A 21,297-nucleotide genomic window follows, 5' to 3' on the forward strand; every position below is an offset into this window, starting at 1 on the left:
CTTCTTGCCCCCGAACACCTTCGGACCCCACCCCTCACCCGTACGAACAGTTGGTGGAGGACATCCTATGCTGACGGGCACTCAGCCGGCCCGGCTGCCCGGTACAGGTCAAGCGAGGCCGCTGCCGGGAGCGGCGCGGGCCAGGCCCGTCCGGTAGGCGATGACGACGAGCTGCGCGCGGTCGCGGGCCTCCAGCTTCGTCATGGCGCGCTGCACGTGGGCGCGGACGGTGAAGGGGCTGAGGAACATCCGCTGCGCGATCTCCTGGTTGGACAGACCGGTCGCGACCAGGGCCACCATCTCGCGTTCGCGGGGGGTGAGCAGGGCGAGCTGTTCCGGGTGGCGGGGCTCGGGTTCGTCCGGTGTCGCAAGGAAGCGCGCGACCAGGGAACGGGTCGCGGCGGGGGACAGGAGCGTGTCGCCCGCGGCGATCGTCCGGACTGCGTCCAGCAGGTCCTCCGCCCCGATGCCCTTGCCGATGAAGCCGCCGGCCCCCGCGCGCAGCGCCTGAGCGACGTACTCGTCGGTTTCGTACGTGGTGAGGACCAGGATGCGGCTGAGACGCAGCTCCGGGTCCGCGCAGATCTCGGAGGTGGCGGTCAGACCGTCCGTCCCGGGCATCCGGATGTCCATGACCACCACGTCCGGGCGCAGCTCCCGGGTGAGCCCCACCGCCTCCCTGCCGTCGGCGGCCTCGCCGACCACGGTGATGTCGTCGGCGCTGTCGAGCAGCAGCCGGAAGGCTTCGCGCAGCAGGGCCTGATCGTCGGCGAGCACCACTCGGAGTTTCACGGTGTGTCCCCGGCCTTTCCGTCGTCCGTCGATTCGCCGGCCGCCGCCCCGTCGGCCGGCCGGGTCCTGTCCTTGGCGGGCGGGACGGGGAGCTGGGCGCGGACGAGGAAGCCGCCTTCCGGGCGCCCGCCCGTGGAGAGGTGTCCCCCGACCGCCGTGGCACGTTCACGCATCCCGATCAGACCGTAGCCGGGCGGCGGGCGGTCCGGCGGATCCAGCGGGCCGGTCGGCCTCGATGCGCTGCGTGGACCGCCTCCGTCGTCGGCGACGGTGAGGGTGACACGTTCGCGACTCCAGTCGAGGCGCACCCGGGCGCTGCCGCTCCCGGCGTGCTTGGTCACGTTGGTCAGGGCCTCCTGGACGATGCGGAAGGCGGTGAGGTCCACCCCGGGAGGCAGCGGCCTGGCCGTGCCCTCCTGGTGCACCGACACCTCCAGGCCCGCGCGGCGGAAGGACTCCAGGAGGACGGGCAGCCCGGACAGTCCCGGCGCCGGTTCCGCGGGCACCGCCGCGTCCCCGGACTGGCGCAGCAGACCGACCGTGGCCCGTAGCTCGTCGAGCGCGTGGCCGGTGGTCTCGACGAGTTGCCCCAGGCTCTTGCGGGTCTGCTCCGGGCGGCTGTCGAAGAGGTGGGCGGCGACCGTGGCCTGTGCGTTGGCCAGGGTGATCTGGTGGGCCACGAGGTCGTGCAGTTCCCGGGCGATGCGTACCCGCTCCTCCGCCACCCTGCGGCGCGCCTCGCTGTCCCGGCTCTTCTCGGCCCGCAGGGCCCGCTCCTCCACCGCCGCCAGATAGGCCCGTCGGTTCCGCACCGAGTGACCGAGCACGCCGGCCACCAGTACGGCCGCCGCCACCGACGTCATCCTGCTCGCGTCCTGCCACGAGAGGCCCCCGGACAAAGGGGTGGAGGCGGCCAGCAGCACCAGCGAGGCGAGTGCCACCGCGCCCACCGCGCGCCGTTCGGTGCGCGCGGTGAGCGAGTAGGAGTAGGCGGTGATCACTGCGGGGGCCACGATCGGCGGGCTCAGCAGGAGGCCCAGGAGCGGAACCAGTACGCCGCTCGCGGTCGTGGCCGCCAGCGCCGCCAGGGGCGCCCGGTGACGCGCTGCCAGCGCGGCACAGGAGACCACGGCGATGACATAGGCGTTGGCGGGCGGCGCCGAGAACGTGTCGTCGACCTGCGCCACGCCACCGAGCAGACAGAGCACGAACGCCGTCGCCGTGACCGCACCCTCCCGCCACCACGCGCTTCGCGGTCGCGGACCCGCGCCACCCGTGCCCGTCATGGCCGGCTCAGCCCCGGCCGGCGGGAAGCCGCCGCCCGGCCGGCGCGTCCGGCCCGCTCGCAGGGGCCGGTGCGTGACTGTTCAGTGCCTCACCCTCGACATCCACGTTCGGCAGCACACGGTTCAGAATACGGGGCAGCCACCAGGCCCGGTCCCCGAGCAGCGCCAGTACGGCGGGCACGATCGCCATCCGCACCACGAAGGCGTCGAAGAGGACGGCGGCGGCCAGGCCGACGCCCATCGTCTGGATGGTCGGGCTGCTCATCCCGATGAACCCGGCGAACACGCTGATCATGATGACCGCCGCCGCGGCCACCACCCGACCGCTGTGCCGGAAGCCGTTGACGATCGCCTCGCCGGGGGAAGCGCCGTGGACATGGGCCTCCCGCATCCGGCTGAGGAGGAAGACCTCGTAGTCCATGGCGAGGCCGAACACGATCCCGATGATGAGGATCGGCATCAGCGACATGACGGGGCCGGTCTGCTCGATACCGATCAGGTCCGCGGCCCATCCCCACTGGAAGACGGCGACGAGGACGCCGAAGGCCGCACCCACCGAGAGCAGGAATCCGAGCGCTGCCTTGACCGGGACCAGTACGGAGCGGAAGACCACCAGCAACAGGAGTACCGCCAGGCCGATCACCACCGCCAGATAGGGGAGGAGGGCGTCGGCCATGGCCTCGGAGATGTCGATGTTCAGCGCGGTGGTGCCCGTCACCAGGACGCGGGCGTCCGTACCGGCCCCGACGCCGGAGACCGCGTCCCGGATCTCGTGCACCAGGTCCTTGGTCGCGTCGCTGTTCGGCGCTGTCCGGGGTACGGCGGTGAGGACGGCCGTGTCCGCGTTCTTGCTGAGGACCGGATCACCGACCGACGCGACCCCGTCCACGGCTCGCAGGGTCTTGGCCACCCGGTCCGTGGTGGCCCGGGTGACCTGGGAGTCCTGGGTGTCCACGACCACGGTCAGCGGGCCGTTGAAGCCGGGGCCGAAGCCCTCCGACAGCAGGTCGTAGGCGCGGCGCTCGGTGGTCCGCACCGACTTGGACTCGTCCCCCGGCAGCCCGAGCTCAAGGCTCAGCACCGGCAGGGCGACCGCGCCCAGACCGAGTCCGGCGACCACCAGCACGGCCACCGGCCGGCGCAGCACGAACCGCGCCCAGCGGGTGCCGAGACCGGCCCGGCCGGCGGCGACGGGCACCGGACGGCGCCCGCTTCCCGGCCGGAGGGCCCTGCGGGCGGCGCGGGGCAGTACCCGATGGCCGAAGAAGCCGAACAGCGCGGGAACCAGGGTCAGGGCGACGAGCACGGCAAGGCCCACGGCGCCCGCACCGCCCATCCCCATCCTGGTGAGTTCGGGGATCCCGACGACCCCCAGCGCGGCCAGGGCGATGAAGACGGTCGCGCCCGCAAAGACGACGGCGGATCCGGCCGTGCCCACCGCCCGGCCCGCGGCCTCCTCCGGCTCGGCTCCCCGGGCGCGCTCCTCGCGGAAGCGGGAGGTGATGAAGAGCGCGTAGTCGATGCCGACGGCCAGCCCCAGCATCAGCGCGAGGATGGCGACGGTGGAGCTCAGGCCGAGCGGTACGGCCAGCGCGGAGACCAGGCCGAAGGAGATGGCCACGCCGATGAAGGCGGTCAGCAGCGACAGTCCGGCCGCGGCCGGCGATCCGAGGGCGAGGACCAATACCACCGCCGCCACCGCGACGCCGATGATCTCCGTCGTACCGCCGGGTTCCTCCTCGGAATCCAGGGCCGAGCCGCCGGTCTCCACGGTCAGCCCCGCCTCCCGTGCCCGCTCTGCGGCGTCCTGGAGGGCGTTCCTGGCGGACTCGGTCAGATCGACGGCGGCCGCGGTGTAACTGACGGTGGAGTAGGCGATGGTGCCGTTCTCGCTGACGGCGCCGCTCCGGTAGGGGTCGGTGGCCGACGAGACCTGACCGCCCCCGCCCAGCGAGTCGAGCGCCTCCTCGACGGCCGCCTTGTTCTCCCCGGCCGTCACCCGCTGTCCGTCCGGGGCCCGGAAGACCAGCCGGGCCTCCGCGCCCTGGGAATTGCTCCCGGGGAAGCGCTCGTTCAGTAGGTCGAACGCCTTCTGAGATTCGGTCCCGGGCATGGAGAGGTCCTCCTCCTGCCCCGCCGGCGCCACGGCGGCGGCGATCCCGGCCAGTACCAGGGTGCTCAGCCACAGACCGGTCACCAGCCGGCGCCGTCGGAAGGCCCACCGTCCGATCCGGTAGAGAATTATCGCCACTTTTCGATCACTCCAGACACCGAGAGGCAAGGGGAACGCGCATGTTGAGCGCGCCTTCCACACTTCCCTCCGGCGCCCCGCCGGTCATCGTCCCGAGACGCTGTCCTCTTCTGGTGCAACCGGACCAGCCACTCACGCGTCCTAGTACGTGCGCACCACAGGCCCACCCGGTTCGACGGGGCTTTGTATGGAGTGGCGGACAGGCTTACCGGCGCTCCTGGCTCCGGCCGGTTCACGTTCTGCGGGAGGGCCCAAGGGCGCGCTCGACCGCAGCCCCCGGTGACGGGCCCCCGTCTCGACTTGGGGCTCGTGTGACTCGGTAAGCTATGCTCCGGCAATCGTCTCACCTGGCGCTGGCAGGCTCTGTGGCCGTCGCACATGCCTCGTAGAAGGCGTAACGGTTCACAAATTGGAAGGACGACGATGGCGCGTTGCTCAATAGCGACGATTTCCTGGGAGCGTGTGCACCTCAGTCTCGTTGTGGAGGTCACCGACTTTACTGGAGATGCTAGTGCTCTCAGCTTCCTGATTGTTGACAACGGGCGCGAATTCCCGGTTAACTCTCGGCAAATCGGCGCCGAACAGCACCGCTTGGATATCAACGTCACCAACTTCGAGAACCGGCGCCAAGTGCCCAACGGCACGTGGCGGATCGTTCCGGTGCTCGGTGACGAGCGCCTGCCGGGGGCCACGTTCGACCTCAAGGCGACGGAACAGCTCGACGTCAGTTCCCGTGTCTTCCTCTACGACCGCAATCGCTCGGTGTACGTGATCTCGTTCGGTCTTTCCGACGATGACGAGAGCCCCGAGTTCCTCATGCGGACGTACCAGTTGTTCCGCGGTGCGGGTGGCGGCAAGAAGAGCAAGACGAAGAAGCCCATGGGCAAGCGAATAGCACTGAAGGTGCTGCCGCGGGCCCGGCGACGCAAGCTCGCCAACCGTTTCTACTGGGCCGCTCGCCGTCTGAATCCGCCGCGTGGGAACAAGATTCTCTTCGCCTCCGAAATGCGCACCGGCCTCGGCGGCAACCTGGCACGTGTCCACGACCGGATGATCGAGCGGGACCTCGACAAGAAGTACAAGTTCAGCCACTCGTTCCGAATACCGTCGACGGCGAACAAGTGGAGCACGCTCCGCCTGATCTATCGGCTCGCCACGTCGGACACCGTGCTGATGGACGACTACTTCGGGCTTCTCGGAAACCTGACCATTTCGCCGGAAACCAAGATAATCCAGCTCTGGCACGCGGGCAGCGGTTTCAAGGCGGTCGGCTACAGCCGGTTCGGGAAGTACGGTTCGCCGAAGCTGTCCAACGCCCACCGCAAGTACACCTACGTCATCACCGGGTCCAAGCACCTGGTGCCGGTGTACGCCGAGGCGTTCGGCGTCGAGGAGTCGGCGGTCGTGCCGACCGGTCTTCCCCGCATCGACACGTTCCTCAACGAGGAGCACTCCCAGAAGGTCACGGACGACTTCTTCGCCGCCTACCCGCAGTTCCGGGGCAAGAAGATCGTGCTGTTCGCGCCGACCTTCCGCGGGAAGAGCATCAGCGACGCGCACTACGACTACGACCGCATCGACTTCGAGAAGCTCCACGAGGTCTGCGGCGACAAGTACGTCGTGCTCTTCCGGATGCACCACTTCATCTCGGAGGCCCCGCCGATCCCCGAGGAGTACTCGGACCGGCTGGTCGACTTCGCGTCGTTCCCCGACACCAACGACCTGCTGCACGTGACCGACGTGCTGGTCACCGACTACTCGTCGGTCATCTACGAGTACACGCTGCTCGACAAGCCGATCCTGTTCTACGCGTACGACAAGGACACGTACTCGGTGATCCGCGGGTTCCACCGCGACTACGACAGCGTCGCCCCCGGCACGATCTGCGTGACCTTCGACGACCTGCTCAAGGCCTTGCAGGACGAGGACTTCGACCTCTCGAAGGTCGAGGAGTTCCGGCGGGAGAACTTCGACTACGTCGACACCAACTCGGCGGACCGCGTGATCGACTGGCTTGTGGTCGGAGATCACGGAGGCCGCGAAACGGGCGGTCAGCACCAGTGGCTGGACACCGTCCCGGACAACACCGCGGTGGGCGACCAGCCGCTCAGCGACCAGTCGGAGGAATGACCTGTGAACGTTGCCCTGCTTTTCGCCGGCGGCATCGGGTCGAGGATGAACAGCCGTGCTCTCCCGAAGCAGTTCCTGGAGATCCACGGCAAGCCGATCATCATCCACACCCTTGAGCACTTCGAGGCGCACCCGGAGATAGACGCCATAGCCATCGCGATACTCCCCGAGTACCGCGAACTGATGGAGAAGCTCCTCAAGCGGTACGAGATCCAGAAGGTCAAGTGGGTCATCGACGGTGGCCGGACCGGTCAGGAGTCGCGGCACAACGCGCTCAGGACCGTCGCCGCGGAGTGCCCCGACGACACCGTCGTGCTGGTGCACGACGGCGTGCGGCCGCTGATCGACGCCAAGTTGATCTCCGCCAACATCGAGACGGTCCGCGAGCACGGCTCGGCCATCACCTGCACCAAGTTCAACGAGACCGTGGTGTCGAGTGAGTACGAGCACATCGACGACGTGATCCCGCGCGACCACATCTACGCCGCACAGGCCCCGCAGAGCTTCCGGCTCGGCGAGATCCTCTCGCTGTACGACCGGGCGGTCGAGGAGGGCGAGCACGACACCATCGACTCCTGCTCCCTCATGCACCGCTACGGGCGCAAGATCTACCGGGTCGTCGGCCCCCGCTCGAACATCAAGATCACGACGTCCGAGGACTTCTACCTGTGCCGGACGTTCTTCGAGATCCTCGAAAACCAGCAGATCGTAGGTACGTGATTCCATTGACCACTGTTTCCAGTCCGGTCGTGGCGCACGACCTCGACGAGATCCTTGACCGCGACCTGCCGTGGAGCGAGCTGTCCGGCCGCACCGTGCTGGTCACCGGCGCGAGCGGCATGCTGCCGTCGTACGTCGTCTACACGCTGCTCGCACTGAACGACCGGCACGGCGCGGGCATCACCGTGCACGGCCTGGTGCGCAACGAGGAGAAGGCCAGGCGGCTGCTCGCGGACGTGCTGGACCGCCCGGACTTCAACCTGGTCGTCCAGGACGTGTCCGTCCCGCTCGAACTGCCCGGCCCGGTCGACTACGTGATCCACGGTGCGAGCGCGGCACGCCCCGCCCTGCACGGCAGCCAGCCGGTCATGACGATCAAGGCGAATCTGCTCGGCACCTTCAACCTGCTCGACCTCTGTGTCGAGAAGGCCAGCCGCGGATTCGTCCTGATGTCCTCCGCGGAGGTCTACGGGGCTCAGGCCCCGGAGACCGAGCTGATCGACGAGCAGAGCTACGGCGGCTTCGACATCCTCAACCCGAGGGCCTGCTACGCCGAGGGCAAGCGCGCCGCCGAAACGATCTGCGCGACCTACCAGGCGCAGTACGGCATCGACAGCCGCGCTGTCCGGTTCGGTCACGTCTACGGTCCGGGGATGGCGCTCGACGACGGGCGCGTGCAGGCCGACTTCGCCGCGAACGTGGTGGCCGGCAAGGACATCGTGCTCAACAGCGACGGTTCCGGCGTACGGACCTACACCTACGTGGCCGACGCCATCGCGGGTCTGTTCTACGCCCTGCTCCGTGGCGACGAGGTGGCCTACAACGTCGCGGACCCGGCCGGGCTGGTCTCGATCCGACGGCTGGCCGAGCTGTTCACCGAGGTGCGCCCGGAGCGCGGGCAGCAGCTCCGGTTCACCAACGAGTCCGACGCGCGCGCCTACAGCCTGACCAAGAAGCAGGGCCTGGACAGTGCGCGGCTCTCCGCACTCGGCTGGAGCCCGGTGGTCGATCTGCCGACCGGGCTGAACCGCATGGTGACGCATCTGGAGTCGAGCGTCTCGGCCCAGTAGCGGAATCGGACCCCGCTCGCACGCGAAACGGCCTCGGGCCCGGACGGAAGTCCGGGCCCGAGGCCGTTTCGCGCGCTGTCACCCGAGCGCCGCAGGCGGGCGCCTCAGGCGGAGCGGAACTTCTTGGCGAGCCGTCGCACCGGAGCCGGAAGGATCCGGGCCGCTCCCCGCCGCTGCGCCTTGGGCTGCTGGCGGATCACCGGCTTCGCCGGGACGTCGTCCTCGACCGTGGGATTCCAGTACTGCTCGGACTTCTCGCCCTTGCGCGGGTACTGCTCGTTCGGGCGGCGCGAAACGACCTCGGGACGCTCCCAGGCGATGTCCCGCCGTACCACCCGCGCCGGTGCTCCCACCGCGATGCAGTTGTTGGGTATGGACGAGGTGACGATCGAACGGAAGCCGATCACCGAGCCGTTGCCGATGGTGACGCCGCCCATCACGACCGCGTGCTTCGCGATCCAGACGTGCTCGCCCACCACGATCGACTGCGACGGGTTCGCCCGCTTCTCGGTGTGCACGTCGAAGATCGGGTGGGTGTCGTCGCCGCGTACCTCGATGTTCTTGGCGAACATCACATCGGCCCCGATCGTCACGGAGACGCCCTCGACGGCGGAGAGGAAGGTGCGGCCGGCACAGCCCACGTTCTCGCCGATCCGGATCCGGGACTCGTGCCCGCAGCGCAGCTCGAAGCGGAGACCGGCGCGCTTCTTCGTGGTCTGCTCGATGTCGATCTGGCCGTTGTCCCCGGTGAAGGTGACGAGCAGGTCCTTGACGTCAGCCTTGGGGCTGATGACGAGCCTGTTGTTCGATCCCTTGAACCGGATGTCGATCTTGGCGTCACGGATCTCGCCGTCATAGACGATCTCGTTTCCCTGATCGTCCTTGTAGCGCTCAAGCTTGTGTACTTGCAGCATCGTGATCTGAGGGGTGTCCTTGCCCGGGTCAGGGTCGGACCTGCCCCTCGTACCTCCGTTCCGGCCTGCGATTCGGCCTAAGCTATCAGGTGACTGTATTACTGGCTCTTGGCCGGACCTTGGCGTGATCGAACCGATAGCGGCCGTGCTGCCGGCCGCCGTACCCAGGGCTCAGGCCAGGCCGCCGCGGAGTGCGTTGACGCGCTTCACGCCCGCGTCGAAGGCGGCCCCGTCGAGGGTGCCCGCCGTCAGCGCCTCGCTCAGGGCGGTCACCGCGGCGTCCCCCTGGGCGGCGTCCCGGGCCGAGCACAGGATCAGGTCCATACCGGCCGCGGCGGCCAGCACGCTGCGCTTCGCGGTGGAGCCGTAGGCCTTGAGGGCCCCGGCCTCCAGCGCGTCGGTGACGGTCACGCCCCGGAAGCCGAGCCGGTTCCGCAACTCGCCGATCACGGTGGGGGACAGGCCTGCGGGCCGGTCCGCGTCCAGTGCCGGGTAGACGGCCCAGGACAGCATGACGAGCTTGGTCCCGGCGGAGACCGCCGCCCGGTAGGGCGCCTCGTCGACGCCCCGGAGGGTGGCCGCCGACGTGGTGAGGGTGACGGGGCCCAGGTCGGTGTTCTGGTTCGCGGAGGCGGGGCCGAGCCCGGGGAAATGCTTGGCGGTGGCCGCCACCCCCGCGGCCTGCTGTGCGGTGATGAAGGCCGAGCCGCAGGACGCCACCGCATCCGGGTCCTCGCTGTAGGACCGCTCGTACTGGTCGGTGAAGTCGCCCGGCGTGCGGTACACGTCGAGCACGGGCGCCAGGTTGACGTTCATTCCGACGCCCGCCAGGTTCATGCCCGCCCCGCTCCCGGTGAACTCCGCCTGCCCCTGCGGATCCGTCGAGGCACCGACGTCCTTCGCGGACCACACCGGCTCACCGGGCAGGCGGCGCACCAGGCCGCCCTCCTGGTCGGTCATCAGGAGCAGCGGGGCACTCACCGGGGCGTCGGCGTGCGCCGCGTTCATCTCCTGGATGACACCCTCGATCTGGCTCAGGCTCTTGATGTTCTCGGTGAAGAAGATGACCCCGGCCGTACGCCCCTCGCTGATCGCGTCCATCAGCCGGGCCGGAGGCGTGAGCCCGGGGTAGGAGTGGATGACGCACTGCCCGGCGCGCTGCGCCGGGGTCAGTGCGGCGAAGGGGGAGCGTGCACCCTCCGGCACGCGTACGGCCGCTTCCGTACGGCCCGCCAGCCCCAGCCCGCCGGCCACGGCCGCCGTTCCGGCGAGCAGAGCGCCGCGCCTGCTGAGGGGGCGTGGTGTCGAGCTCATGAATCTCTCCTTCGCGAAATGTCGTTGCGCCCGGTGCCGGTCGCGCCGTGGCCGGCCCCGGGGTGCGGTCACCGTTCCTGCGGTCACCGCACCCCGGGGCCCGCTGTCACGGCGTGTTGTTGGCCAGGGCCAGCAGGCGGGAGCGGTCACCGCTGAAGCGGTCGCGGTCGACGTTGCCGGAGATCCCGCTCACCGAGCCGGTCGACGAGTACTGCCAGACGGTCCAGAAGGGGAAGCCCGTCGGGATGCTCGGGCTGCCCGCGGACGTCCAGTGGGCCACCCACAGCGGACTCCTGGCGGACATGCCGCTCCAGCCGCCGGTGCACGAGTTCCACCAGCTCGGGCTGGTGTAGATGACGACGTCGCGGCCGGTGCGGGCCTTGTACGTGTTGTAGAAGTCGAGGATCCAGGACTGCATCGCGGCGGGCGTCTTGCCGTAGCAGGTGCCCTCGATGTCCAGTACGCCGGGGAGCGTCAGGTTGTCGCGGGACCAGGCGCCACCGTTGTCGGCGAAGAAGTTCGCCTGCGCCGCGCCACCGGACACGTCGGGCCGCCCGTAGTGGTACGCGCCCCGGATCACCCCGGCGTTGTAGGCGCCCAGGTAGTTGGTGCTGAACGTCGGGTCCTTGTACGTGGTGCCCTCGGTCGCCTTCATCCAGGCGAACTCGATGCCCGCGCCCCGGACCGAGGTCCAGTTGATGCTGCCCTGGTAACTGGAGACGTCCATCCCCACAGGGTTCGCCAGGAGGTTCGCGTCAGGTGTCGCTTCGAGGCCCAGCTGCCGGGTGTCCGGCTTGAAGTCCTTGCTGTCCTGGACGTAGCCCACGCCCATGTAGCCCTTGCCCAGTGGCACGGTGCTGTCGGAGGGCAGCGGCGCCGAGGCGGCGGTGCCCGACATCAGGCTGAGCGTCAGCGCGGCGCTCACGCCGAGGACACCGGCCACGGAGAGTCTGCGCTGCGCGGATGTGAGGGAGAGACGGCGGGGAAGCATGGATTCCTCCTGCTTGGTGGGGGGAGAGAGGCAGAGGATCTACGCGCGTCCACATGACGCGAACACGACACAGTGAGCCACAGGGGGATGCGGCTGGTAAATAGTTTTCCGATTCATTAGTGGTATAGACCTCTTCGCGCTCCGGTGAGCTGCGGAAACGGAACGGCTCCGGCGGAACTTTCTCCAAGTGGTGCCGGGTGCGGGCTCTTTGGCATCTCGGGGTGCATCCGGCACAACCATCCTTGTCGTTCGAGGGTCACATCAAGTGGGAGTAATCCGCTCTCGGAACCACAAGGGGGATATATGCGAAGCGTACGTAATGTCGCGACTGTCGGAGCGTTGGCCACGCTGACGCTGGGCGCCACCGTCGTACTGAGCACGACCGCCTCGGCCGCGCCCAACGTCACACCGCAGGGGGTCTGCGGCAGCGCCTACAAGACCGTGAACTCGGCGCCCATCGGCTCGCAGGGCACCGTCTACCTGACGTACAACTCCGCGAACGGCAAGAACTGCGTCGCGACCATCCGCGCCAACCCGGGCACGGCCAAGGCCATGTCCGCGTCCATCTACGTCTCCGACACCGACGAGTGGGCCGGTGACGATGGCAACTACACCTCGTACGCCGGGCCCGCGTACGTCTACGGCAAGGGCCACTGTGTGAGTTGGAGCGGCAGCATCGGCAACGTGTACGTGTCGGTGGACAACTCCAACTGCGCGAAGCTCAAGGAGCACCGGGTCACCGAAGTCCGCTGACCCGGCGCACCGCCGGGCGGTATCAGTGAGGTGAAGCGCCCTCGGCACGGGCGACCTTGCGGGCCCACATGACCAGGGGAATCTGCAGGGGCAACCGGCCGAGGGCCGCGGCCCTCGGCACGGCGGGGGAGTGCCGCGCGTCGAGGGCCATCTGGACGTTGGCGGGAAAGACGGCGACGAAGAACCCGGCCGTCGCACGGGCCGCGATCGGGCGCGTCCTGGGGTGGACCAGTCCGGCGGCGAGCGCGAACTCGACCACCCCGCTCCCGTACGTCCACGCACGCGGCGAACCGGGCAGGATCCTCGGAACGGTCCCGTCGAACACCTTCGGCACCGCCAGGTGGAGGGCTCCGGCTCCGGCCATCAGCCCGGCGAGGAGGAAGGGGGAACGGCTCGTCCGGGACATCAGTCTCCTTCGACAGCGGGTTCGCGAGGTGCCGCCGCGGCGTCCTCGACGGGGACGCCCAGCCGGCCGGCCACCGCGGTGAGGGCCGTTCCCAGCGGGAGCGCGACGCGGGTGACGGCGTGCCGGTCGCCCCGGGTCGGGTCCCGGTTGACGATCAGCACCGGCACTCCGGCCTGGGCCGCCTGCCGGACGAACCGGAGCCCGGACATCACCGTCAGCGAAGAGCCCAGGACCAGCAGCGAGGACGCCGCTGCGACCAGTTCGCGGCAGTGTGCGACCCGGCGGGCCGGCACGGCCTCGCCGAAGAACACCACATCCGGTTTGAGGATGCCGCCGCAGACCGCGCAGGGCACCACGTGGAAGTCCCCGACCTGCTCGTCGGTGAGGTCGGCATCGCCGTCCGGGTTGATCGCGGCGGCCACCGGCCGGAAGCCCGGGTTGGCCTCCTCCAGCCGCCGCGCGAGGTCGCGGCGCGAGCCGATCGTGCCGCAGGAGAGGCAGACGACCCGGTCCAGGCTGCCGTGGAGTTCCACCGCGTCCTCGCTCCCGGCGGCCTGGTGCAGACCGTCGACGTTCTGGGTGATCACCCCCGAGAGCAGGCCCTGCCGCCCGAACGCGGCCACTGCCCGGTGCCCGGCGTTGGGCCGGGCGCGGCCGAAGGTGCGCCAGCCGAGATGGCTGCGGGCCCAGTACCGGCGCCGGGCCTGGACGCTCGCCGTGAAGTCCTGGTAGGTCATCGGGGTGTGCCGGCTCAGGCTCCCGCCCTCGCCCCGGTAGTCGGGGATGCCCGATTCGGTGGAGATTCCGGCCCCGCTGAGCACCAGCACACCGCCGGCGCCCAGCGCATCGGTGACCGGCTCCAGGTCGGTGGTGGCGGGCGGCAGGTCCTCTGTGGGGGCCCAGCTCAGAGTGGGGCGCATGCGCATGCCTCAAGAGTACGTAACCGGCCGCGTCCGCCCGCCCGCGCCGTCGACAGCCCCGGGCGACCCGGGGCGGACCGGGTCACCTCTGCCGAACCACGGGCACCGACGCGCAGCCGCGGAGCCGCGCGTCCCCGCGGGCCAGGCCCGGCGACGCCCCGGCCCCCACCACCCGGCCGTCGAGGACCGCGAGCCAGCCGCCTTCGGGCACGGTGGCCCCCAGCCCTTCCGGATCGGCGGGTTCGAGGGCCCTGAGCAATTCCGGGTCGGGGCCGGCCGGAGCAGCGGCGGCCGCCGCCACCGGGATTCCCGAGCTCCACTCGGCGACGGTCCGCTCCGCTCCCCGGGCCCGTACCCACAGCACATGCTGGAGCACGATCAGCGGGCCGAGCGCCGTGAGCAGCGGAAACGCCCCGGTCAGCGTCCCCAGGGCGAACAGCACACTGACCGCCGCCGACACCGCCAGGCCGATTCCGGCCGCGAGAAGACCGGCGGCCCGTCCGAAGGCCTTCAGCGCCACCAGCGGGAAGAGCACCAGGAGCAGCAGGTCGCCCAGCCCGAGCGCCACGGGCGGATCGCCCCGGGTGACGGCCAGCAACGGGGCGAACGGCAGCCCCATCACCTGGACGGCGAACCGGTCCATGACCGACGTGAGCCCCGTCGCCACCAGGTCGTAGCAGGCGAGCGCGCCCGCGAACCACGCGGCGTGGGCGGAGCGCATGCCGCTCTGCGCCCACATGTTGGCCACCCCCACGACGGCGACCGCGAGCAGCACATCGGTGAGTACCAGCACGGCGAGTGTCTTGTCCGCGAACGCGCATCCTGCGGTGGCCGCGACCGAGCCCAGCGCGGCGACCCAGGCCCGGCCCCCGCCGAACAGGGGCGCGAGGGTGAACTGGAGCGCCGCGCAGAGGACCAGACCGAACACGACGGCCACCGCGGCACGGGGCAGTTCCAGATAGACCAGGGGAGCGGCCACGACCACGGCGGACACCACGGCGACGTCGGGCAGTTCGTACCGGCCGACCGGCGGGCGGGGCATCCGGACCCGGCCGAAGTAGGCGGCACCGGCCGCCGTGATCGCGGCGACGCAGACGTTGAGGCCCACCAGGGCGACGCCGCTCATGCCGGACTCACGGCCCGCACCTCTGCCGGGCGCACCGACTCGAAGGTACGCTCACGCAGATCGGCACGGACCGGGCCGGTCCGTGGCATCGCGGCCGGGTCGTCATGGAGCACGACGGCGTCCAGCGCGAGGCCCGCCGCGGTGGCCCGGTCCTCCAGCCTGCCGAGCAGACCGGCTGCGGGCAGTCGGCGGACCAGGACGTGGAGGCGCGGGCCCGGGTCCTCGTCGACCAGGGCGTAGCGCGCGGGCAGCGGGATGTCCGGCTCCGCCTCCAGCAGGTTCAGCACCGACCAGGTGGTGATCTCGCGGCTCAGCGGACCCGTCCAGCGGCCGAGCACCGGCGAGGTGGCGGGCAGGTGGGCCAGCTCGCACTCGGTCGTGCTCCCGGGCAGCCGGACCAGGTCGCCCGTCGCGTACCGCAGGAGCAGGGTGCAGTCCCGGTAGGGCACGTACGGGGTCTGCACGATGATGCCGACGTCGCCCGGTGGCGTGGGCGCGTGGGTCACGGGGTCGAGTATCTCCAGATGCCCGAACTCGGTGGTGTGGTGCAGATGCCCCTTGGTACACGGCGTCCCGCCGGACGGCACGGTCTCGGTCATCATGTACGAGGTGGAGATCTTCGCGCCGAGCGCCGCCGACGCGCGTTCCTTGAGCGGTTCGGAGAGCACCTCGCCGCCGACACCGATGGACTCCAGGCCGAAGTCGGAGGGCAGCCGGCCGCCCCGCTCCGCCTCCTCGACGAGGGCGGAGAGGTAGGACGCGGAGACGGTCAGGTGAGTGATCTGCGGGGCCTTGCCGCGCAGCCCGAGCGGGGTGGCCAGCCGGTCCAGCGCCACGGCCGGGTCCACGGTGCCGATCTGGACGAAGGAGGCGCCGATCCGGGTCACCGACTCCTCCACGTTGAGCAGCGGCAGGGTCGCCCGGGAGCACCCCGCGTACGCGACGGTGTGGCGTGGGCGCAGGCCGAGGCCGAGGACGGCCGAGACGGTGCTCATGGCCACCGCGATCTCGACCTCGGCCCGGGAGTACCAGACCGTGGTGGGGGTGCCGCTCGTGCCCGTGGTGAGCGCCATCAGCGCGGGAGCGGAGACGGCGGACACGAAGGCGGCCGGCAGTCCGCGCAGGGCCGCCTTCGGTGTGACCGGCACCTGGTCCCAGGTCTCCGGTGTGAGGGTGCCCGGGTCGAGCGCCAGGCTGTCGAACGTTCGGCGGTAGTACGCCGTGTGCCGGGCCGCGGCCCGCGCCGTGGCCCGCAGGCTGCGCTCGGTCACGGTCCGCCGTACAGCGGGGTCGACGGCCCCCGCCTGGCCGGGCAGCAGGGCCGAGTCCGCGCCCGGCTCCCCGAATTCCGCGAGGGTCGCGACCAGGTCCCGGGCGATGCGCTCCAGGTCCTGCGGGCGGATGCGGCGGTTGCGCAGGATCGCCGCGCCGTACCGGAGCTGGCTGAGCGCGGTCGCGAACAAGGGAGCCTCCTGACGCCTGGACCGGGACTGAGATCCCGGTCCAGGCCGGGGCTGATCCGTCAGACCATGCTGGCGAACATCGCCGCCGTGAGCGTGCTGAACGCGTACTTGATGTAGTGCTTGACCATGGTGGATCTCCCTTCTCCGGGCCGCCCCTCAGGGCGGCTGGGCTCCATGTGGCGCACTCCCGGCCGAGGACGGCCGGTCGATGAACGAGACATTAGAGGAGCGGAGTTGATCCATCAACGGATCCTTCCGACTTGCCCGGAGCAGCAGGAGTTCCGCTCCGGGCATCGGGCCGCCGGCGAGCGAGGAGGAGGCCCCCGAGCTTGCTCTCGGCCGAGGTGAGGGTGCGCTGCACCTCGACGTCGAATCCGGCCTCTTCGAGCCGGGCGGCCAGCTGACCGGGCCGGCGCCGGTGCACGTACACCTTCATCGGGTGGCCGCCGTACCCCTGCGTCTTCAGCTTCCGCTCGTCCCCGACGTGGAAGCTGAGCAGCAGCGGGCCGCCGGGCCTCAGCACACGGCGGAAATGCGCCAGGACCGGATCGATCTCCTCGTCGGGGACGTGGATGAGCGAGTACCAGGCGATCAGCCCGGCCACAGAGCCGTCGGTGAGACCGAGCTCCGTCATCGACCCGGGTTCGAACCGCAGGCCGGGGTGGTCACGCCGGGCCACCTCGATCATCCCGGGGGACAGGTCGATCCCGAACGCGTCCAGGCCCAGCCCGTGCAGGTGGGCCGTGATCCTGCCCGGCCCGCACCCCATATCCGCGACCGGGCCTTCGCCGTTCTCGCGCACCCGGGCGGCGAACAGCGCCAGTACGGCGCGTTCTTCAGGCGTGTCGTCCAGGAGGTTCCGCACCTGGTCCGCGTAGCTGTCGGCCACGGTGTCGTAGGACTCCCGGGTGTCCGCCAGCCAGTTGTCAGTGTTCGGTTCGAGTTCCACGGGCGCAGGCTATCCGGGAGCATCCGGCAGGAGGGGCATGCGTCCCGATGGAGACGGTCCGGTGGACTCCGCCCCGGCCGGGGCGGAGTCCACCGGACCGTTCACAGGTCTCAGACCGGTTCCGGCAGTGGCTCGGGTTGCCGCGCCGGGGCGGTCTTCGGTTCCCACTGTTCGGTGGTCCGCACGTAGCCGTGGATCACCGAGGCCATCGCGAGGACCAGAAGCGGGCCGAACACCCAGGGATGGTGGGCCATCGGCAACGACAGATAACGGTACGACAGCAGGAGCGCGGCGAAGACGGCGACGCCGTAGGCGACCAGCTTGACTCCCGACCGGTCCCAGCCGCGGTCGAACGTGCGCAGACCCGCCTCGATCGTGAGCGTGAACACCACGCCCGCGATGATGTCCGCGCCGTAGTGATAACCGAAGCCCAGCGTCGCGCAGAGGGTGGCGATCAGCCAGAACGTGCCCGCGTACCGGAGGGTCCGGGGGCCCTTGCGGGAATGGATGAAGATGCAGGTGGCCCATGCCGTGTGCAGGCTGGGCATGCAGTTGCGCGGAGTGATCTCGTCGAACGACATGTGGTGCGGAGCGGTGATCTGCGGCATCGTGTTCGGCCACATGTTGGCCACCGCCCAGTGCCCGCCGTCGGCACCGTAGGCGAAGACCGGCCCGACCACCGGGAAGAGCACGTAAATGCCGGGCCCGAGGAGACCTATGAGCAGGAAGGTGCGCACCAGATGGTGGCCGGGGAAGCGGCGGTCGGTCGCCACATTGCGCAGCTGGTACAGCGCGACGACGACCGCGGCGACCGCGAGCTGCGTGTAGACGGAGTCGAGGAACGCGTCCCCGACCGGGCCGGTGGCCTGGATCATCCGGCCCACCAGCCATGAGGGGTTGCCCAGTGCGTGATCGGCGGTCGCGACGTACTGGTCGAGCACGGCCGGGCGCGTCTTCGAAGTGATGAGCAGCCAGGTGTCACCGGTCTTGCGGCCCGTCACCAGCAGCAGACCGAGGCCGACGCCCTTCAGCAGCAGGATGCGTTCCTGGCCCGTACGGCGTGTGACGGCGATGACCCCGCAGCCCACGATCACCCACAACGCCCCGTTGCCGAAGGGGTGGCCGTGGGTCACCCTGGCGTCGGCCGCCCAGCGCACCAGCAGAATGACGAGATCGATTCCTATCGCGGTACCCATCGCGATGAACCGTTGCCGCCAGGTGAGCACCACCATCATCAACGCCATGCTGGCGTAGAGCAGGAAGCCCGACTGAGGGGCGACTATGACCTCTTGGGCCTGGGTGGTTATCGGCCCCGGCAGTCCGTAATGACGTGCGGCGATCTCCAGCGCGACCAGGAACCCGAGGGTCGCCACGGCCGCCGTGCCCCACAGTATCGCTCTTGGCCGACGCCACGGGGCGGTCGTGGTTCTGCTCGTTATTCGCGAAAACACCCGCGATACTATAGGTATCAATTGTTTGGCCGATTTGTTAGATGTTGGCTGAGTAAGACACTCTTCACACCGGAAAGCCCGATTTTTCGGTGATTGGCGAGCGATGGGGACGCTCGTCGTGAGTTCGAACATGCTAACGGAGGCGTGCGGGTGCGTTCGCTGGTCACGGGTGGTACGAAAGTCGGCTCGATCCAGCCCCTGGCCGGTTCTCCGTCGGCGGGGAAAGGGCGGCGCGAAGAGCTGTGCCCTCACCGCGGGCGGCGAGGGCACAGGCTCGGAGTTCCACGGAAGGAACTCAGGCGCCGCTGCGCACCGGACCGACGAGAGTGCCGGCCGCCACCCTGAGCTTCCCGTCGGCCACGGACGTGCCGGGGATCTCCCCGTCGGGAGCCCGGAGCGTGAAGGACGCCTCGTCCGCGGGGACGCCGCAGTCGTTGTTGGGAACCTGGATGTCGAAGTGCACCGGGTGCCCCGGACCGAAGGTCACCGCGGTCCGCCGGCTGCCGTAGCGGCCGGCGGTGATCCCGCTCTCCGAGCCGTGGTTGGAGAACCGCACATCGGTGGGCGAACCCGCGAGCCGGCACGGGTCGTAGCCGCGCGGCGCGGTGAGCGTCACGCGGTAGTGGCGGTGCCCCGCGCTGCTGGACGCGTTGGAGATCTTCGCCAGGTGGTTGGCCGGACGGCATGCGGAGGGTGCGGTGCCCACGGCCGCCACGGACGCGGCCTGTGCCGTGGTCCCGCCCGTGGCACCCAACAGTGCGGTGGCGGCGATGGCGACGGCGATCTTCCGGGTGGTACGCATCATGAACACTCCCTGCTGTGCTTGGCGGGCCCTGCGGGTGATCTCCCGTCAGGAGCGCGGTCACGGAGGGCTCCTGCCTCCGTTCTCACCCTCACGGGGGTAATCCCTGGGCTATCACGGCGGCGCCGCCGATCTGTGTAACCCGCACGGGTCGCCGTCCTGCGTCCACGCACGCGGCGCAACAGCGACTCCCACAGGGTCTTCTCCGCGCCCGGCATCGAGGCTAGTGTCGTGCCCTGCGAGATCGGCTTCCCGCTCTCACCACTCGATATTCCTGCCGGCGCTGGAGCCGACGCCGACGCGGACCGTGATTCCGTCCCGTCCGCGTCACCATGGACGACTCCTGGCGGCCCGGGGACGGCTCCCTCGGCGGGGCGCCGTTGCCCCGGACCGTCCCACCGTGCAGCGGAAGGTTCGCCGTGACACCGCGGCACTGGTTCCGTCGTCGCACCACACGTCTCCGCACCACACGATTCCGCACTACATGTCTCCGTCGCACCACACGTTTTCGTCGTCCCGGACGGGCGGTTCACCATCCGGGGGCGGCCGGGCCGGGGACCGCCTCCTACCGCTCGGCCCTGCGGACCCCCGGCGCCGCGGCCTTCTTCCTGGCCGCGGCGCCCGCCCGGGTCGGGGTGGCGATGGCCGGGCTCGGCATCGTCTGGCTGGTCCACGCCGAGACCGGGTCCTTCGCGGCGGCCGGCCTGGTCACCGGCTCGTTCGCGGTGGCGGAGACCCTGGTGGGTCCGCAGACGGCCCGTCTCATGGACCGGTTCGGACAGCCGCGCGTCCTCGTTCCCCTCCTGTGCGCCCACGCCGGGGCGATCACCGGCCTCGTCGCGCTGGTCCTCACGGGCGCGCCGGTGCCGCTGCTGATGGCTGCCGGTCTGGCCGCCGGGGCGACGGTCCCGCAGATCGGTGCGCTCTCCGCGGCCCGCTGGTCGGCCCTGCTGCACGGCAGAGCCGAACTCGCCCCGGCCTTCGCACTCGAAACGATGAGCAACGATGCCGCCTTCCTCCTCGGGCCCGCCCTCGCGGTGCTGACGGCGACCCGGCTGCACCCGGCCGCGGGTACGGCGCTGGCGGGGGTGCTCGTCGTCGGGGCCGGACTCGTCTTCGCGGCACTGCGCCGTACCGCCCCGGCCCCCGCCGCACGGGCGGTCCGGGGCGGTAGCGTCGACCGGGGACCGGGCCGCCGGCTGTGGACCCGGAACTTCGGCACGCTGCTGGCGGTCAACGTGGCCCTCGGCGTCTTCTTCGGCTCGATGCAGGTCTCGGTGAGCGCCTTCGCCGAGGTCCACCACGCCGCCTCGGCGGCCGGGTTGCTGTACGGGCTGATGAGCGCGGCGAGCCTGCTGGCCGGTCTGGTCTACGGGCGCTACCACCGGCGCACCCCGCCCGGCCACCGGCTGCCCCCGATCCTGACCTTCCTGGCCTGCGCGTCGCTGCTGCCGATGCTGGCCGATTCCCCCTGGCAGCTCGGCCTTGCCCTCCTGCTGCCCGGCGCCGGCGTCGCCCCGTGCGTCATCGTCGCCTCGACGCTCGTCGAGTCCGTCATGGACAGGTCGGTCCTCACCCAGGCCTTCACCTGGACGAACTCCGCGTGCGCGGCCGGCATCGCCGTCTCCGCCGCGGTGGTCGGCCGGCTCGTCGACGGTACGGGAGCACGAACCGGCTTCGCCGTCCCGCTGCTCGCGCTGACCGCAACGGCGGCCCTGACCTGGTCCAGCCGCATCGCGCTCACCTCGGCCACGGCGTCCACCTCGGCCACGACGACTTCCGGCCGATTGCCGGAACAGGCCGATTCGGCCGGTGCCGCGCCCTGACGGGTTGTGGCGGGCGCCCGGTCCGTCCGCTGTTCGACCCCGGCGGGTGCGAACACGACACCCGGTCTCCTGAGCGTTGACATGTCTCCTGCCGAACCCTCAGGCTCGGCTGGTGACAACGTTGTCCGGAGAG

General features: G+C 70.3%; 18 protein-coding genes. 5 read left to right on the forward strand and 13 right to left on the reverse strand.

Annotation, left to right across the window (positions count from 1 at the left end; all coding sequences use genetic code 11):
- Positions 1-108 precede the first annotated feature (108 nt).
- The 3 genes from OG892_RS37925 to OG892_RS37935 are packed head-to-tail and all read right to left on the reverse strand — an operon-like array spanning position 109 to position 4,329.
- Positions 109-792, reverse strand: coding sequence for a response regulator (locus OG892_RS37925; RefSeq protein ID WP_371631446.1), 684 nt, complete (start codon positions 790-792; stop codon positions 109-111).
- The gene (locus tag OG892_RS37930; protein ID WP_371631447.1) at positions 789-2,078 is read right to left on the reverse strand and encodes a sensor histidine kinase; all 1,290 of its coding nucleotides are present in this window, start codon (positions 2,076-2,078) and stop codon (positions 789-791) included. Before OG892_RS37930 ends, OG892_RS37925 begins: the two co-directional genes overlap by 4 nt.
- A gap of 7 nt (positions 2,079-2,085) precedes the next feature.
- Entirely contained in the window at positions 2,086-4,329 is a 2,244-nt protein-coding gene (locus tag OG892_RS37935) for an MMPL family transporter (RefSeq protein WP_371631448.1), read from the reverse strand.
- A 591-nt stretch (positions 4,330-4,920) separates the two neighbouring features.
- Between OG892_RS37935 and OG892_RS37940 the strand changes: the two genes are divergently transcribed.
- The 3 genes from OG892_RS37940 to OG892_RS37950 are packed head-to-tail and all read left to right on the forward strand — an operon-like array spanning position 4,921 to position 8,249.
- A complete protein-coding gene (locus OG892_RS37940) occupies positions 4,921-6,459 on the forward strand; it encodes a CDP-glycerol glycerophosphotransferase family protein (RefSeq protein ID WP_242436578.1) in 1,539 nt (512 codons plus the stop codon).
- 3 nt (positions 6,460-6,462) lie between these two features.
- Positions 6,463-7,179: a 2-C-methyl-D-erythritol 4-phosphate cytidylyltransferase gene (locus OG892_RS37945; protein ID WP_371631449.1), complete on the forward strand. Its 717-nt coding sequence runs from the start codon at positions 6,463-6,465 to the stop codon at positions 7,177-7,179.
- Positions 7,180-7,208: 29 nt separating this feature from the next.
- On the forward strand, positions 7,209-8,249 hold the full coding sequence (locus OG892_RS37950) for an NAD-dependent epimerase/dehydratase family protein (RefSeq protein ID WP_328864279.1): 1,041 nt from the start codon (positions 7,209-7,211) through the stop codon (positions 8,247-8,249).
- Between the two features lie 104 nt (positions 8,250-8,353).
- Here the strand turns inward: OG892_RS37950 and OG892_RS37955 are convergent, their stop codons facing one another.
- From OG892_RS37955 to OG892_RS37965, 3 genes are all read right to left on the reverse strand, one after another.
- A complete protein-coding gene (locus OG892_RS37955; protein ID WP_073733923.1) occupies positions 8,354-9,163 on the reverse strand; it encodes an acyltransferase in 810 nt (269 codons plus the stop codon).
- A 171-nt stretch (positions 9,164-9,334) separates the two neighbouring features.
- A complete protein-coding gene (locus tag OG892_RS37960; RefSeq protein ID WP_371631450.1) occupies positions 9,335-10,477 on the reverse strand; it encodes a glycoside hydrolase family 3 N-terminal domain-containing protein in 1,143 nt (380 codons plus the stop codon).
- A 106-nt stretch (positions 10,478-10,583) separates the two neighbouring features.
- Positions 10,584-11,468 (reverse strand): GH25 family lysozyme, encoded by an 885-nt coding sequence (locus OG892_RS37965; protein WP_073733921.1) that lies wholly within the window; start codon positions 11,466-11,468, stop codon positions 10,584-10,586.
- 303 nt (positions 11,469-11,771) lie between these two features.
- On the opposite strand from OG892_RS37965, the gene OG892_RS37970 reads away from it, so the two are divergent.
- Positions 11,772-12,221, forward strand: a complete 450-nt coding sequence (locus OG892_RS37970) for a spore-associated protein (protein WP_327341064.1) — start codon at positions 11,772-11,774, stop codon at positions 12,219-12,221.
- 22 nt (positions 12,222-12,243) lie between these two features.
- Here the strand turns inward: OG892_RS37970 and OG892_RS37975 are convergent, their stop codons facing one another.
- The 7 genes from OG892_RS37975 to OG892_RS38005 all read right to left on the reverse strand — a co-directional run bounded on the left by OG892_RS37975 (position 12,244) and on the right by OG892_RS38005 (position 19,341).
- Entirely contained in the window at positions 12,244-12,627 is a 384-nt protein-coding gene (locus OG892_RS37975; protein ID WP_328864275.1) for a hypothetical protein, read from the reverse strand.
- Complete coding sequence (locus OG892_RS37980; RefSeq protein ID WP_371631451.1) at positions 12,627-13,553, reverse strand: NAD-dependent protein deacetylase; 927 nt, start codon at positions 13,551-13,553, stop codon at positions 12,627-12,629. The genes OG892_RS37975 and OG892_RS37980 overlap by 1 nt, the downstream gene beginning before the upstream one ends.
- Before the next feature lie 76 nt (positions 13,554-13,629).
- Positions 13,630-14,673 carry a hypothetical protein gene (locus OG892_RS37985; RefSeq protein ID WP_371631452.1) on the reverse strand — a complete coding sequence of 348 codons (1,044 nt, stop codon included), beginning with the start codon at positions 14,671-14,673 and terminating at the stop codon, positions 13,630-13,632.
- The gene (locus OG892_RS37990; protein ID WP_371631453.1) at positions 14,670-16,136 is read right to left on the reverse strand and encodes a phenylacetate--CoA ligase family protein; all 1,467 of its coding nucleotides are present in this window, start codon (positions 16,134-16,136) and stop codon (positions 14,670-14,672) included. The genes OG892_RS37985 and OG892_RS37990 overlap by 4 nt, the downstream gene beginning before the upstream one ends.
- Before the next feature lie 220 nt (positions 16,137-16,356).
- A complete protein-coding gene (locus OG892_RS37995) occupies positions 16,357-17,085 on the reverse strand; it encodes a class I SAM-dependent methyltransferase (RefSeq protein WP_371631454.1) in 729 nt (242 codons plus the stop codon).
- Between the two features lie 110 nt (positions 17,086-17,195).
- Positions 17,196-18,458 carry a phosphatase PAP2 family protein gene (locus OG892_RS38000; RefSeq protein WP_079193268.1) on the reverse strand — a complete coding sequence of 421 codons (1,263 nt, stop codon included), beginning with the start codon at positions 18,456-18,458 and terminating at the stop codon, positions 17,196-17,198.
- Positions 18,459-18,831: 373 nt separating this feature from the next.
- Complete coding sequence (locus tag OG892_RS38005; protein WP_327341055.1) at positions 18,832-19,341, reverse strand: DUF4232 domain-containing protein; 510 nt, start codon at positions 19,339-19,341, stop codon at positions 18,832-18,834.
- Between the two features lie 605 nt (positions 19,342-19,946).
- On the opposite strand from OG892_RS38005, the gene OG892_RS38010 reads away from it, so the two are divergent.
- Positions 19,947-21,164, forward strand: a complete 1,218-nt coding sequence (locus OG892_RS38010) for an MFS transporter (protein ID WP_371631755.1) — start codon at positions 19,947-19,949, stop codon at positions 21,162-21,164.
- Positions 21,165-21,297: the final 133 nt, after the last annotated feature.

This window comes from Streptomyces sp. NBC_00341 (genome assembly GCF_041435055.1).
Classification (GTDB): domain Bacteria; phylum Actinomycetota; class Actinomycetes; order Streptomycetales; family Streptomycetaceae; genus Streptomyces.